The 15,752-nt window shown below is 36.2% G+C and carries 13 protein-coding genes; 4 read left to right on the top strand and 9 right to left on the bottom strand.

Annotation, left to right across the window (positions count from 1 at the left end; all coding sequences use genetic code 11):
- Window positions 1–71: 71 nt before the first annotated feature.
- Entirely contained in the window at window positions 72–1,556 is a 1,485-nt protein-coding gene (locus tag M2M59_RS02695; protein ID WP_249775431.1) for an FAD-dependent oxidoreductase, read from the bottom strand.
- Window positions 1,557–1,645: 89 nt separating this feature from the next.
- On the bottom strand, window positions 1,646–2,311 hold the full coding sequence (locus M2M59_RS02690; protein WP_147194995.1) for a YoaK family protein: 666 nt from the start codon (window positions 2,309–2,311) through the stop codon (window positions 1,646–1,648).
- 617 nt (window positions 2,312–2,928) lie between these two features.
- Between M2M59_RS02690 and M2M59_RS02685 the strand changes: the two genes are divergently transcribed.
- Window positions 2,929–4,140 (top strand): SpoIIE family protein phosphatase, encoded by a 1,212-nt coding sequence (locus M2M59_RS02685; protein WP_249775430.1) that lies wholly within the window; start codon window positions 2,929–2,931, stop codon window positions 4,138–4,140.
- A gap of 101 nt (window positions 4,141–4,241) precedes the next feature.
- Here the strand turns inward: M2M59_RS02685 and M2M59_RS02680 are convergent, their stop codons facing one another.
- From M2M59_RS02680 to M2M59_RS02665, 4 genes are all read right to left on the bottom strand, one after another.
- The gene (locus tag M2M59_RS02680) at window positions 4,242–5,330 is read right to left on the bottom strand and encodes a Ger(x)C family spore germination protein (RefSeq protein ID WP_249775429.1); all 1,089 of its coding nucleotides are present in this window, start codon (window positions 5,328–5,330) and stop codon (window positions 4,242–4,244) included.
- A complete protein-coding gene (locus M2M59_RS02675; RefSeq protein WP_249775428.1) occupies window positions 5,315–6,349 on the bottom strand; it encodes a GerAB/ArcD/ProY family transporter in 1,035 nt (344 codons plus the stop codon). The genes M2M59_RS02680 and M2M59_RS02675 overlap by 16 nt, the downstream gene beginning before the upstream one ends.
- Window positions 6,346–7,764 carry a spore germination protein gene (locus M2M59_RS02670; RefSeq protein WP_249775427.1) on the bottom strand — a complete coding sequence of 473 codons (1,419 nt, stop codon included), beginning with the start codon at window positions 7,762–7,764 and terminating at the stop codon, window positions 6,346–6,348. The genes M2M59_RS02675 and M2M59_RS02670 overlap by 4 nt, the downstream gene beginning before the upstream one ends.
- Window positions 7,765–8,161: 397 nt before the next feature.
- Entirely contained in the window at window positions 8,162–8,362 is a 201-nt protein-coding gene (locus M2M59_RS02665; RefSeq protein WP_249775426.1) for a hypothetical protein, read from the bottom strand.
- A gap of 843 nt (window positions 8,363–9,205) precedes the next feature.
- Here M2M59_RS02665 and M2M59_RS02660 point away from each other — a divergent pair.
- Window positions 9,206–10,948: an ABC transporter ATP-binding protein gene (locus M2M59_RS02660; protein WP_249775425.1), complete on the top strand. Its 1,743-nt coding sequence runs from the start codon at window positions 9,206–9,208 to the stop codon at window positions 10,946–10,948.
- 179 nt (window positions 10,949–11,127) lie between these two features.
- Here M2M59_RS02660 and M2M59_RS02655 read toward each other — a convergent pair whose 3' ends face one another.
- The 3 genes from M2M59_RS02655 to M2M59_RS02645 all read right to left on the bottom strand — a co-directional run bounded on the left by M2M59_RS02655 (window position 11,128) and on the right by M2M59_RS02645 (window position 13,219).
- Window positions 11,128–11,652, bottom strand: a complete 525-nt coding sequence (locus tag M2M59_RS02655; protein ID WP_147195006.1) for a DUF1643 domain-containing protein — start codon at window positions 11,650–11,652, stop codon at window positions 11,128–11,130.
- Window positions 11,653–11,755: 103 nt separating this feature from the next.
- A complete protein-coding gene (locus M2M59_RS02650; RefSeq protein WP_147195008.1) occupies window positions 11,756–12,388 on the bottom strand; it encodes a DUF1801 domain-containing protein in 633 nt (210 codons plus the stop codon).
- A 33-nt stretch (window positions 12,389–12,421) separates the two neighbouring features.
- Window positions 12,422–13,219, bottom strand: a complete 798-nt coding sequence (locus M2M59_RS02645; protein WP_249775424.1) for an ABC transporter substrate-binding protein — start codon at window positions 13,217–13,219, stop codon at window positions 12,422–12,424.
- Window positions 13,220–13,565: 346 nt separating this feature from the next.
- On the opposite strand from M2M59_RS02645, the gene M2M59_RS02640 reads away from it, so the two are divergent.
- Entirely contained in the window at window positions 13,566–14,156 is a 591-nt protein-coding gene (locus tag M2M59_RS02640) for a DeoR family transcriptional regulator (protein WP_249775422.1), read from the top strand.
- Between the two features lie 36 nt (window positions 14,157–14,192).
- Entirely contained in the window at window positions 14,193–15,749 is a 1,557-nt protein-coding gene (locus M2M59_RS02635; protein WP_249775421.1) for a copper resistance CopC/CopD family protein, read from the top strand.
- Window positions 15,750–15,752 lie beyond the last annotated feature (3 nt).

Raw genomic sequence — 15,752 nt, 5'->3', positions numbered from 1 at the left:
TACCTTCCCTCTTGATACACATAAAGAAAGCCCTAAATCTTTCAAAAGATTTAGAGCTTTCTTTTCATATTTTAAAATGGGCTCACTCTCTTCAATGGTTCTTTTGCAGGTCCTGATATGACTTCTCCTTTTCCATCAAAGATAGAACCGTGGCATGGACAATCCCATGTATGGTCTCCATCATTCCATTTCACTTCACAGCCGAGATGTGTACAGGCTAAGTTCATATAATGAACCTCGCCATTTGCATCCTTATACATCCCTGCAGGTTTTCCATCTACTTCAAACTTCTTCGCTTGCCCTTCCTTAAGTTCAGCTGCTTCATCTAAAATAGTAGGAGTTAATTTCTTCCCGTGATTCTGTTGCTTTGGCAGACTACGATTCGGGTCATACAATGGCTGATATGGGTTTTCTTCTCCCATAATTAAATCGGTAATCAACTCTGCTCCCACTATACCAGTTGTCATACCCCATTCATTAAAGCCAGTCATAACATAAATGGAATCAGTTCCTTTTTGCAACTTCCCTATGAAGGCACGTGAATCGGGTGTAAGATAACCATGTGCTGACCAATAGTCCAGCATTTCGGTTAAACCAAATTCTTTTTCTACTCTGTCTTTAATAGATTCATACCTTTCCACTGTAGATACATTATCGCCAGTTGGATGAGATTGACCACCGATAATTAAAACAGGCTCTTCTTCATAATACGCGGACCTAAAGGAAAGCTCTGGTCTATCATTGCTTATATACATGCCTTGCAAATTTCGATCCAGATGAGCAAACGCGGTTAAATGTGTTGTAGAGGGTTTCATGTTTTTCGAATAAAATGACTCTGGATCTTCTGCGGGGAACAATGTAGCTAAGACCATATCATCACATATTACCTGGAATTGCGTATCAGTATTAAGAGTAAGACGATCACCGTCTCGTTCATAACCCGTATATTTGGTATGCTGATAAATATGGGCCCCCATGTCTTCCAATTCTCTTAAAATACCCTGCAGAAATTTAACCGGATGGAATTGTGCTTGATTCCTCATAACGAGTGCCCCTTTTATATCAAAAGAAATAGGAATGTCATCGACCATCTCTCCATCTATTCCTAATTTTCGGTAAGCAATTTCCTCACTTTCTAATTGCTCTAGAGAACTTTCTTTTTGTGAGAAGACGTACGCATCTGTTCTTTCAAAATCACAATCAATCCCATATTCCTTTACAAGTGACTCGGCTATATCGATAGCTTTTGAGTTCGCTTCATAATAAAGTCTCGCTAACTCTTCTCCGCTTTGTTTAATTAGTTTATTGTAAACAAGTTCATGCTGAGCTGACAGCTTTGCAGTCGTACCTCCAGTTGTTCCGCTAATTAATTCTCTTGATTCCAATAGAGCTACCTTCTTGCCTTTCTTTGCTAAAAAGTAAGATGCCAAAATACCTGAAATTCCTCCACCTACAATAGCCACATCCACTTCGACCGTATTGGCCAGCTTTGTGTAACTTAGCCCTTTGGCTGACATGCGCCAAAAGGAACGATTTTCGCCAATTAATTTATTCAATACAAAATCCTCCTATACTGGATATTTAAACCTTATACACTTCTACCTTTACTGGTAAAAAGTAAACATCCAAATAGGAGGATTGTCCCTTATTCTTTTACAAAAAACATGCTGACAATGGATAAGCAAACAAGATAGAAAGCAAACCATAAGCTATAGGTAGCGTGCCATTGCACAACTAGCGTCCCAATGCCTACCCCGAAGATAAACATCACAATAACGGTCAATTGATTGAGAAAATCGCTTTTCGCCTTCTTCTCTTTATTGAATAGAATACGATATAAGCTGTTCATCAAATTTTTCGCATTGCCTGTCATAATTCCATTGTTCACTTGTGTATCTCTAATTTTCCGGAACATTGTTAATTCATAGCCTGATAAGATTCCAAGTAAAACGCCCATCACGCGCGTATCTAATTGAAGCTGATATATAGCTAGCAATAATAGTAGGGCAGCTTGGAAATAGAGAAACAATCGATATTTGAGCATTCTCAGCTCCGCAAACTTCACAAGAAAAATCTCTCCTAAGAAAACACCTAGCGCGAATCCGAAGAACACAATGATATTACGGACAGCTTGCCGCCATTCTCCAGAAAACAGCTTCACGGCAAATGTCACCATATTCCCTGTCTGAGCACTCGCAAACACGTGGTTTTGCGCCATAAAAGTATATGCATCAATAAATCCCATCAAAAATGCTGCAATGATTGTCAAAAGTGTAATAACTCGATTGGATGACTTTTGTTTCTCTGACATAAGATCTTCTCCTATTAATAGGGTTTTATATTTCAAGCTTAAAAGTATGTATGATTACCCATTACCCTCAACACTATAAAAGTATTCGAAAACATTGTAAACCACTCTGCCTCGTTCAATCTACCATTCATTTCCTCGTTCCAGATAATACCTTTCGCACTGTTCTTCCATTTCGTATCATGTGACTTTCAACTTCCATTAGGGAGGTATAGTAGATTCCAGATATTGTTTGATAGTTATTTGATTTGATAGTAAATCGTGAATATTAACTTTACCTAGATTAATTATGTTATGATTAATCACGATTTAGATCTTTCGGTTATTAAAATAACTGGAGAACCCTTTTTCTCATTTTAAAACTACTCTTTATTTCGCTAGGCAACTTTTTTTGCAAACATCTTAAAATATCTCGAGAATGGTAGAAATCCTACACCTGCACTGATGATATCATTACTCATACAATACGCATCTACATATTTCAAATATTAGTGTATTAGAATAATTGAATGCAATTGGACATTGTCTACATATGAGCTATCCTGAAGAATTATCAAATACAAACCATCAATGTTTGAAACAACAGTTAACTAAAAAGCAGATAGAGGAGATTTTATAAAATGGATGAGCTATTGGATCGTGCACCATGTGGTTTTCTAAGTATGACAGAAGATGGCACCATCACATTGGTAAATCAAACTTTAGTAGAACTGCTTGATTATAAGAGAGAGAATTTGGTTGGGGAACATATCAATTTGATCCTAACTTCTCCATCATGCCTTTTTGTTCAGCTTTACCTTTTACCACTTATAGCGCTAGAAGGCCACGTTGAAGAATTGTATATAACTTTAAAGACAAAGAATGGCGGAGAAATTCCTATTCTTATCAATGCTTCTAAAAAAAACGTAATTGAAAACAATAATATTAAGTGCATATTAATTCCAATTAGACAAAGAAATAAGTATGAAAACGAACTGTTAATCGCAAAAAAAGATGCTGAAGCAGCTCTAAAAGCTAAGCATGATGCTATTGAAGAATTACGGGTAACACTAGAAACATTAGAATCTCAAGCAGAGGAACTTCTAAGACTGAATGAACAAAACCAACAATTCAAAATAGAAACAAAAAGAGAGCTTGAACTGGCTCGAAAAATTCAACAAACATCGTTAACCTCTCCAATTCAAAATAAAGATATTGAAATGGAAACATACTATAAAGCATCTAAAGACTTATCTGGTGATATATATGGGATTTATCAACTTGATTCAACCCGATTCGGGATTATCCTTCTTGACGTAATGGGACATGGTATCTCTTCAGCATTAATCACGATGTCTCTTCATGCCCTTTTCCATAGATTAATTAGGGAGGATGGCCTCACAGTCGAAAAAGTGATGAAAGGTTTAGATAACCATCTGCATGAATTGTTCCAAAATAACGAAGAGGCAAGGCATTATTGTACTGCTATTTTTCTCTTAGTAGATACAGATAAACAACAAATCGATTACATAAATGCCGGCCATCCATCTGCACTGTGGCAAGATGCGAATAGTACACAATTTGAATTACATTCGACTACTCCTCCTCTTGGTTTATTTAAAAATGTGCTATTTGAATCTCAAACCCTTTTATATAAAAACAGCGGTAGATTACTCCTTTATACAGATGGTGTAGACCCACTGGGGACAGAATATTTGCATCCCTTCCTTATGGAGAATGCATCTCTATCTTTACCTGCATTTAAGAAAAAAATGTTACAAACACTTTCCAACTGTCAGATTGATAACTCTAAGAGTGATGATCAGTGTTTTATTATTATTGATATAAAATGAAGAATTAAGCTGCTATAGCCTTTTCAATAAACAAACATGAATGTGTAACATTCATGTTTGTTTCAGTAATCTAACTAAAAGACAATCAGTAGACAGATTGCTTATCTAGTGCTGCCACTTCTTTCGATTTGTACATTTACTTTTGCCTTTATTTCCATGTCCTTATATAATTCTTTCCATTTTCCTTCTTTCCATAGATTCGGATGATATGCTCTAATCTCTTCTCCTATCCCTATTACATCTGATTCAGCATCCTGGCATTTTTTAAACATCTTGGCCATGTCTTTTTCAATCCTTTTTGCAATAAACTTCTCTATTGGATCTCTTTTTTTCTTTTTGTTTAAATGGTCAGGTGGATATTCTGTCATGACAACAGGCATTTTTATTTCATAGGTCATCTTTATCTTACTTCCAACCTGAGCCACTTTTTTCTTCTTTTTAAAACGGATCACACTAAATGAAACCGGAATTTGTTCTCCATCCTTATCCCATAAATATGATAGCTCAGCAAAATTTGCTTTTCCATGGCCTAATAAAGTGACAAATTGAGACTCTCTTTGTGTAAGATGAACGCCGGTATATTTTTGACCATTAAATAATGCTAAACCTTTTGCTTGTGGAAGCCCTTTTCCACTAGTTTTTATATATGGTAACCCTAAGTCCACTCCTTCACTAAACATTAGATTGGCTGCAATTTCTAAATTAGTTTTAGGATATATAGAGTAATCTTCAAAGCTTTTTATAAAGTCTAAATAATACTCACCAATCTCTTTTGGTATGGTTTCTTTCAAATTTAAATATCTTTTTACAGATCCATCTGTTATAGCAATTTTCGCAGTCATCGGACTCTGAGCTGAACGGTAATAGACATCTAACATTTTATATAAGTTTTTTTTTGCTGTATCTTCATTAAATAATATTGTCGTCAACTCTGCTATATCTATAGCTTGCTCTGATTTGTTATTAGCATCCATCCTCACTTCTCTCGCTGTTTTACCTTTTCCATCAAGTACAATATATTGAGTTGGATCATCACTAGAACTAGGATATGCATAGTAGGCTTTGATATCCCCAATATACCCATCAACTCCTATAACAGATATGATAGCAAGATCTTTATACAACCTCTGATCCCAACAACCACTAAGAAATAGAGAACCAATCACGAAGAACATCAAAGCTCGGCGCATTTAGATTTCCTCCTTCTATTGAATAACATAATGATGAAAGGAAGAATAAAAGTAGTTGGGATATAAAAATAGTGGAAGTGGTTTCGAATGAATTCCATTACTTGAATGTTTATTATTCCTACGCTACCAATAAAAACAATCAAATGCAAAACAGCCATTGGCCATATTTTGTGCTTACGTTTCTGTTTGAAATAGACAATTCGTATATTGAACACGATTAGACCAAATGAAATAATGCTCCAGCCCAGCCATAAAAAAAAGAAGAAAATATCGAGTCTTTTTACAAATGTTACTTCGATTGATTTTAAAATATACAAGATAGGTTCTGTTACATACGGCAAAGCATCTGTAGCAAAATACATTTTAGTAACAATAACTAAGAAACCAATAAATAGTGTTATAGAAAGTTGGAAGGTTAGAATATCTTTAAAGCTTATTTTATCCTCTGGCAAAACATATTTTCTTAATACTAAATACCCCTCTAGTCCTGTAAAAGCAGCCATTGCAACCATCGTCCCTTTCATCCATTGACCTCCTGTACTCGTCCCTATTGGGAATAGATGATTAAGGCTTAACTCTGGAATAGAAAATAACAAATATATAATAAAAATAAAAATAAAAGGAATTATAAATACTGGTAAATTGATAATTGTAGACGGTCTGCTTACACTGATATAAAAAGATATTAATAACATTAATACTAATGAAATAGTATGAGGTGTGTTTTGCTGTACCCATATATTCAAATTGTATTGCATATAAATAATTGAACCAATGAGAACAATTATCCAAATGAAAATATATATCCAAGCTGTGAATTTCCCTAAATCGAAGTACTTATATAATTTTTCGTATATCCATAATTGAAAGAAAACAATTAGTGATCCCACAAAGAATATAATCCACGCATCACGCCCACCAGCTAAAATAATTGTTTCGGGATAACCAATAAATATGATACCTGTTGATCTGAAAAAGAGCATGAGAAAAAGTTGAACTTTTGTAATTGTAAAATTCATATTTCCCTTCCTTTCGGGTCAAAACTGCTGGGTTGTGGAGAAGATTTGGTGTGTTTTCCACGGAATAAAATTTGTTTCACTTTCTTTGGATCAAATGGAACTATTGGATATAGATAGGGTGATTTCAATGAGTTTAAATTACATAAATGAACAACTAAAGCAAGCGCTCCTAGCAATATCCCAAAGAATCCTAGTATTGAAGCAGCAAACATAAACGGAAAACGCAAAACTCGGATAGAAGTATTTAACTCCACTGACGGTACTACATAACTAGATATAGCCGTTAAAGCTACCACAATTACAACCATATTTGAAACTAAACCTGCATTGATAATGACATCTCCGACCACTAAACCACCGACAATACCAATAGTTTGAACCAAAGCTACTGGAAGCCGTACACTGGCCTCACGAATGAGTTCAATAATAACTTCAACAATCAATGCTTCAAATATGGGTCTATAGGGAATTTCACTTATATCTAATTTTAACTTCTTACTTAATTCTATTGGCAGCACCTCATAATGAAAACTAACAACCGCTATATAAAAGGCCGGTAAAAAAATGGCTGCCAGAAAACTAAAGACTCGCACCATCCGATAAAAAGAACCCACGATTACACGACTATTAAAGTCATCAGGCGATTGGTAAAATGAAAATAATGTGACTGGTGCGATAAAAGCATTCGGGGAAAAATCAGACATTATAATAATTTTCCCCTCAGAAAGATTAGCGAAGACCCTATCTGGCCTTTCTGTATTCAAGATTTGTGGAAATGGCGATAAAGGAGAATCCTCAATAAAGTCATTTGCTTGACCAGAAGTGTATAATCCATCTATTTTATCTTTCATTAGATTGAGTTTACGCTCTAATTCTGTGAGGTTATCTTGATTGGCAAAGCGGGCTAAATAAAAATAATATACCTCAGCTTTATTGTCCGTTCCAACAGTCACTTTTTTAACAATTAAATCTGGTACGCGCATCCTTTTTCTGATTAATCCCAAATTCACATCCATATCTTCGACAAACCCTTCATGAGAACCTCGTATAATTGCTTCGTTCGTCGGTTCATCTGGGGAACGATGAGGTAAGTCTGGTATGGTAAAACGAACCATTTCCTGAGAATTCAATAATAGTAGCACTGTAAATCCCTGGCAAACATACTCAACTAATTTTTCAAGATTATAACTCTCCTTTTGGGAAGATGTCGTTGCATCCCACTCTTTTTCGTTTACCGTTGTTTGCATCTTCAATAAATTCACTATATCTTGTACATCTTTTTTGTTAGCCATCGAACTGTAGTAACAGAGAATAGCATACTGATCTTTCGGAAAAGAAATTTCTCTAGCTACAAAATCTACCGAATTATAAAAAGTAGCATTTAATTTTTCAACCATCGATTCTAGCTGAAGCACTTTAATACCCCCTACTCTACTCTTTTTTAATAAATTTAATTAAAAATAATCTATTTAACTTTCATACCTTCTTTTCTTCAGTATGGATTGAAAGATTACATTTCAAACAGAATCTCTTAATTTATTTATTGGAAAGAGTGAATAATTTAAAATCTCTTTTCTCACTAGATTGATTGATGTTAGTATCTTTTAATCTTCCGACGTTATATCTTTCCATTGCTAATATTCATAATCTACTACTTTAAATATGGGACATATATTATGATGATGAGTACTTAGGGGAATGCTAATTTAGTTAATGTCAAAAAGCCGAACTATATAGAATGCTGTGCTAGCATTGCTAATAGTTCGGCTTTTCTAGTTGTGGATAACTAATTGATGATCTTTTCATTAAGAATCATTCAATAAAATAATTATCTCTTGAAATCATTTTATTGTTATAATTACATTCTATCAATTCCAATATTTTTTCATCATTCAGACCGGTTAAAGTACTTATTGTTTGAATGTGACATGGAACAGATAAGGCTTTACAACGCTGTATTATCCCATCTATTTGCATATAATAAAGCTGATCTCGATCTACCACTTTTCCCATATTCTTCATCCCCTACCTATCCTAATTATTCTCAAGCATTCAAAGAATTTTACACGATAGTTGTTACCACTTGGATATTAATAAATAATTTTGTTTCTAATTATCTTCCACTTTTAAAAAATAGCAAAAAACAGCATCCAGAAAACAACTGAAATATGGTGAAATAAACTAATCTCTATCAAGATTATGTGCTGGAAATTTAAAAAGAGAATCGTGGGATGAAAAAGAAGGTTTTTCGAGGATTTTTCAATATTAAATGTAGTCACAAAAACTAATTACAAATACAACAGTAGTTTATTTGAATCATTTCATAAATTTTTTGTAATAGTGTATAAAGGAAACTTTTTCTTTGCCAATTAAGGCTTCGCTCCAATTGGATTTTAAGCTCAAGCTTATCCAAAGGATTTTCGTCTTCCTAAAAACTATAAAATAGAGATTATTCGTCAATCTTCATCTAATTTTACGAAAAATACTCATTTATCAAATCAATTCTTATAAACTACCCCCTTAGTATATTTTATTATATAAATTCTTCATTTGAGCACTCTAATCCTTTATTTAAGCAAATAAATACTTAATCTATCTAAAATAGTACAGTTTTTGTTATTAAAAGCTCTTTGTTGGAATCTATTACCCATACTATAGGTTTAAATTGGCATTTTCAAGCAAAATCACTTTTTGTCAAAAGTGAAGATAGACTGTTTTCCAGATATTTCGATATAAAGTTACACCCTCCCTTTTGCAAATTACCTTTTGATTCAATACTATTCAATCCCTGCTGCCTGACACACACTTAAAAGATGTATATAATTTGATTACTATGAGAGAAAGGAACACTACTCTATGAAACAAGAAAAGAATCAAAAAGGCTGGCGTCCATTTCTTCAGCTTGTACAACAAGCTAATCCGCCAAAACTCTTAATCAGCATAGCCATCTTGCTAAGTCTGATTACGACAGGGGTGGGCTTGCTCGTACCACTTTTCACTAAAAACCTGGTGAATGATTTTTCAATTAGCGCCATTAACGCAAAAAGTATATCCTTCCTAGTCGTAGCGATTCTTGCTCAGGCATTGGCAAGCGGTTTCTCTATTTATTTATTGAATCGTATTGGTCAAACAGTTGTGGCGAGCATTCGAGATAGACTTTGGAAGAAGCTACTTGTATTGCCTGTCAGTTATTTTGATGAACACCCTTCTGGTGAGACGGTAAGCCGAATGACGAATGATACATCGGTTGTGAAAGATCTCATCTCTGACCACTTAGCAAACTTTGTTGCAGGTATTATTTCCATTGTTGGTTCTATTATCGTTCTCTTTATTTTAGATTGGAAAATGACCCTTGTGATGTTCATTGCAATACCGATTGCGGCTGCTATACTTGTTCCACTTGGTAAAAAGATGTATAAAATCGCTAAAGGAACACAAGATGAAACGGCAAAATTCACTGCTGTCCTTCAGCAGGTTTTATCTGAAATTCGACTTGTTAAATCTTCCAATGCTGAAGAAGTTGAATATGCGAATGGACGTCGAGGCATTACCAACTTATTCAATTTTGGTTTAAGAGAAGCTAAGGTCCAATCGTTAATTGGCCCAATCATTAGCCTTGTAATGATGACACTGCTTGTTCTGCTACTGGGTTATGGCGGCATGCGCGTTTCATCCGGTGCTTTAACAGCGGGCTCTTTAGTAGCATTCATCATGTATCTGTTTCAGATCATTATGCCAATGGCCCAAATGGCGTCATTTTTCACTCACTTCCAAAAAGCTACAGGTGCCACAGAACGAATCATTGATATTCTTGAATTAGCCCCAGAGCCAAATGCTACAGATGACGTTGAACATGTAGATGCAGATTTAAAAGTGAAACATGTCAACTACAGTTACAATGAAAAAGATACAATCTTACATGATATAAACTTTACTATCCAGTCAGGAAAAGTAACCGCTATTGTCGGACCTAGCGGCAGCGGTAAAACAACCCTATTCTCTCTCTTCGAACGATACTACCAGCCCAATAGTGGACGTATTACCATTGGCGATAAATCAATCAACGATTTCTCCCTTACCTCTTGGCGAAGTCATATCGGTTATGTATCACAAGAAAGCCCGATAGTCTCCGGGACTATACGGGATAATATCTGCTACGGTTTGAGGCGTGAGGTGACCGATGAGGAGATTCAGACTGTCGCTAAAATGGCTTATGCCGATCAATTTATCGCGGATCTCCCAAATGGCTATAGTACAGAAGTCGGCGAAAGAGGAATGAAACTTTCTGGCGGCCAACGCCAACGAATTGCCATTGCTCGAGCGTTTTTAAGAAATCCAGAAATTTTAATGCTAGATGAAGCGACATCCAGCCTTGACAGCAAATCGGAGAAAGTTGTGCAACAAGCATTAAACGATCTAATGAATGGTCGTACCACGATTGTCATCGCCCACCGTCTCTCAACAGTTATTGATTCAGATCAGATTATTTTTCTTGAAAAAGGTAAAATCACAGGAAGCGGTACACATGAGGAGCTCTATCAATCACATCCTCTTTACAAAGAATTCGCAGATCAGCAATTGCATAGAGTGGAAGAATAGTAGACCCCTTATTCACAGCGAAAAACTGGTAGTTAGCCAGATAACTTCTGTGGTTAAGGGGTTTTAAAGAACGTTTACTATTCCGAACGCAAACAATCCCCAACCTTTTAACAGGCTGGAGACTAAATCTTTGGTCTTTATAGTTTTATGGTTAATGAAATTTTCCAACCGTTGAGAAATCATGAAGACAGGCCTATCTTTTCATGAAATTGATATTCCTTAAAATAGGTCATCGTTTTAATGAACGATGGATGCATAGGACAGCCAAAACTATTAGCATCTAGAAGGTGCGCTTTTTTTCCTGTCTCTTCTAAGTATTTCAAAATAGGATAGTTGGCATTGAACCATCCCCCTTTTGAGCCCCATGCTGCCACCACAATATGAGCTTTATCAATCGACTTCTTGATCGTCCAAAGATTTTGAGGAATAGAACGTATTTCTGCCCCTAGCAACTCTTCTGTTTTAGCGGTGCGTAAAGAAAATAAATTAACAATACTGATTGAGCCATAACCATTAAATTCGGCAATCTTAATGCAACGATCAATCGTGTGGTCACATTTGTCCAAATCAATAGAACTCGGATTTAACATAATATATAAACAATCCGGCAAATCTTCATCCCATGTACAAGTGAGTTTTAGACGGTGTTTCTGAGATTCGTCGAAGATTACTTCAATGTGCTCGTGCGATTTCCATGCTCTCATTTCCTCAGCACCTCATTCAGTATTTTAGTTTTTATTTCATTCTTCTCTAGAAGTCCAAAACCCTTTATTATTCGACAGATTCATTGTTTATTTTTCAATAACCTTATATAAACTTGTGTGAACCATCGCAATTCGGCATTTTTTTTGACATGCCACATATACAATCGTTCAATCCTTTACCGCTAAGAATTCTTTCGATATTCTTTGTTATCCTGGCATCTCGCGTTTTTGATTGTTTGGCAGCTGAAAAATGCATGATATAGGCTCTTTGTCGTCCAGGCGTTAATGACTCAAAAGATGCTTTTAAAGCTGGCATTTCAACAAATTTTGTTTTCAATTCTTCTGGCATCTCTACTTCTTCTTTTTTGGGAGCTACCTTCATGCCGGCCTTTTCCACTTCAATTGCTTCAAAGATATATGCTTTTACCGTGTCTTTCATAGACTCCATCTCTATGACATTAGCAAATCGAATTTGGCGACCACCTTGTGTATTCTCCCCTGGTTTGACTAAGATGCCATTGGGATCCTTTAATAAGGAGCCTTTAAAGAAGCCCAGTGCACAATATTTTTTAAATGCCTGAATCATAACGATATTGTTATCATCCATCGTGTAGCAAGGAATCCGCCACTTCCATTCTTCCGTAAGGCCACAGGATAGAATTATTTCTCTCAGCAATTTCATTTCCTCTTGCCAAAGGGTCGCACTGTTTATATATTCATCAATTTTGGGATTCATTTTGCTCAAAACCTTCCTAATTCATTTACTTTACTAATCTCTTTCAGAGATAGCTCTTCTTTTTACGTCCTTCAGATATTCAGAAGCCTCCAGCATCTTTGCGCCATACCAAAACATCTCACCATCTACTAAAAGAATTTTGACCTTTGGAAGGAACTTACGAAATTCTGCTATATGCTTTTCTTGAAATGGAAAAGGTTCAGAAGCAAGCAGAAGGACATCAAGATTAGCCTCTGCAAGTTCTTCGTTTGTAACCTCAGGGTATCTTGATTCTTTCTTCGTAAAGGGATTTTCGAACCCTAATATCCTTAAGACATCATCAATATACGTTGTTCCGCCAACGGCCATATAAGGCTTTCGCCAAATTATATAGGCCGCTTTAAGCGTTTGATCCTCTGTAGGTGTAGGAAAAACATTTTGACATGAGGTAAGCAGCTCATGAGCCTGCTTCTTTCGATTGGTCAATGACCCAAGTGTTTCAATCAACCGATATGCATCGTCTGTACTCTGTACCTCTGTGACGAAAACTGGAGCAATCTCTTCTAATGCAAGCACAATGTCTCTCGTATTTTCTTCTTTTTCTGCCAAAATTAAATCCGGCTGCAAATCATGGATAGTTTCAATCTTAACCTCTTTTGTGCCGCCAACGATAGGGATATTTTCTACTTTTCGTTTTGGAAATATACAATATTTTGTGCGTCCTACAATCATTTCGTCAAGCCCTAATGAAAAAAGAGTTTCCGTAATGGCTGGGCAAATAGAGAGTATTCGTTTAGGAGAGTCAGGAACAGTTATATGCCTTCCAATGTGATCCGTTATAGAATTTGCCATTTTGCAACTCCTCCATAGTTCGACCTTCAATAACTTTCGAATATTCTGTCGATTATATTGTTAGTTTATTTTACAGTATGACATTGATGATATCTAGTGTTTCTACATTAGAAAAGAGTATATTTTAAAAAGTAAATTACCCGCATATGAGAGTACAATTTAATTTAGCCGTTGTAAATAGGACGAATATATACTTCCCTGACACAAAAAGTTTCTATTTTAATAATAAAGCAGTAAACAATCAGACTATCTCGTTGATTTTTATTGGTATTGCACTTACAATTATCATGTTATAAAATGTTTATTTTTGTTATAAATTATCAATACTATAACAGGAGGGGATATCATGTTGCCGCTTGAACGACAAAAGCGCATAAAAGAATTAATCAGTGAAAGAAAACATTTGAAGATTACAGAGTTAAGTGAGCTATTGAATGTTTCCGAAATGACCATTCATCGTGATGTAAAGCCATTGATTCAGGAGGGCATGGTAGAAAAAACGTTTGGAGGCATTTGTCTTGCTCCATCATACCAAGCTTCCAATAGCACTAACTCGAATCTCTGTGTACTATGCCACAAAAGTATAAATGATAAGTTAGCCTATCGATTAATTTTAAGCAATAACCAGATTGAAATGGCTTGTTGTACACATTGCGGACTGCTTCGGCATCAACAGCTTGCAGAGAAAACCATGCAAGCTATTTGCCCAGACTTTCTTACCCAAACAACAATTAGTGCACCTATGGCATGGTATGTGATGGACACCTCTCTGAATTTAGGGTGCTGCCAACCTCAAGTACTTCCCTTTCAATGGCGTGAGCATGCGGAGAACTTTGTAAAAGGTTTTGGTGGTAAAGTGTATTCGTTTGAAGAAGCTATGCAACAAGTCTCTCAAAAAATGAATGGCAGCAATAATAATTGCTGTTCAGATTGCTAGGGGGAGTTTGCTATTTTTAAAAAATATATTGCCCAATTGGCGTTGTTCATAGTAGCTTCCATAGCCTTGTTGCTTCCCCTTTTTGGGATGCATACTGCCGATGCACATTCTGCCCTTATCGAATCGATACCTGCTGAAAGAGCTGTAACTGAAAAATCACCAACCACATTAAAGTTGCGCTTTAATGAGCCGGTAGAATTAGACTTAGCGAATGTTACTATTTATGATCGAAACTCATTGCCTGTCTTTACACATCAACCAGAAAGTAACAGTGAGCGTTCAGCTAATCTTTCTTTTTCACTTCCTAAGTTAAAAGAAGGAACTTATACCGTTCAGTGGAGTGTTGTGTCATTAGATGGTCATCCAGTCAGCGGTTCTTACTACTTTTCAGTTGGCAAAGCAACTAGTAATGGAGCAAACGCAATCGCAGATGGCAATCAAACAAGCGGTGTACTGCTGATTATTTTCCGTACGGTTGCACAAGGAGCTATTGTCTTACTAGCAGGTGTCTACATATTTAGCCTTTGGGCGGAGAGACGCAACTATCCTGCTCTTCGTCAGTTAATCACTAAATTCAACTGGATTTATCCAATCCTACTGGTAGCGAGTGCAGCCGAATTAGTGGCTTACGTAAATTCACTCCCACCTGGATTGGTACAAGCTATGTTTAAAGGAAGATGGGATCTATTGCTGCACTTCCCATTTGTGCTGATGTTATTTGCACAATTAGCTTGCATTCTACTTCTCTTGATTCCTGGTATGGTGCGAGGCTGGTATATTATCTTGTGGCTAGCATTGGCCATCACGCCAGCGTTTGGAGGACATGTATGGGGTCTGGCACATCCATATGCTGCATTGATTCCGCGTATTATTCACCAACTAGGCATAAGCCTATGGTTAGGCGCACTTTTGTACATGATTTTAATTAGACGCAAAGGAAAAGTTCATTGGGAAGAATTTAGATCCTTCTTCGTCAATCGAGTTCTTGTCTTTTCCGGGTTAGTCATCCTTTCCGGAATAGCCATGGTATTTTTCCAAACCAGTTGGAAAGCTATATTTGAAGGATGGATGAATTGGAGCACATTGCTTCTTTGCAAAATTGTGCTTACTCTTCTAATGCTTTGCTTGGCACTTGTGCAAACACTTAAATGGAAGAAAAACGGAGGATTTTCTACTTTCCGTCTAATTCGCACAGAATGGTTGATCGGTATTGTTCTTATATTACTTGGTGTTTGGTTAAGCCAATCAGCTTATCCCCTGCCAAAAACTTCGTATGATAAAGCTTTGACAGCATCGGAGTCAACAGTCCAAGTTCATATGAAAAATTTGCATGCCGGCAATAAAACAATGACGATCGAAATACCTCCGCTAAAAGAGAAAAAACCAAAAGATGTGAGCGTTACAATCTTTATGACCGATCATGATATGAAGGCCGGTCCTTATCCTGCCAAAGAAATGGATACCGGAAATTATCAGGTCTCACTTCCTTTCGTGATGTCCGGCAACTATCGTTACAGTATCACAGCCAACTACCCTGGTGGAAAAACCACGGAATGGACTGATCAAGTCTCAATCAGCAGTGCAAATAATTAATAA

Origin of the sequence: Rummeliibacillus sp. G93 (assembly GCF_023515935.1) — a bacterium.
Lineage (GTDB): Bacteria > Bacillota > Bacilli > Bacillales_A > Planococcaceae > Rummeliibacillus > Rummeliibacillus stabekisii.
This window is presented reverse-complemented; position numbering and strand designations above follow the sequence as displayed.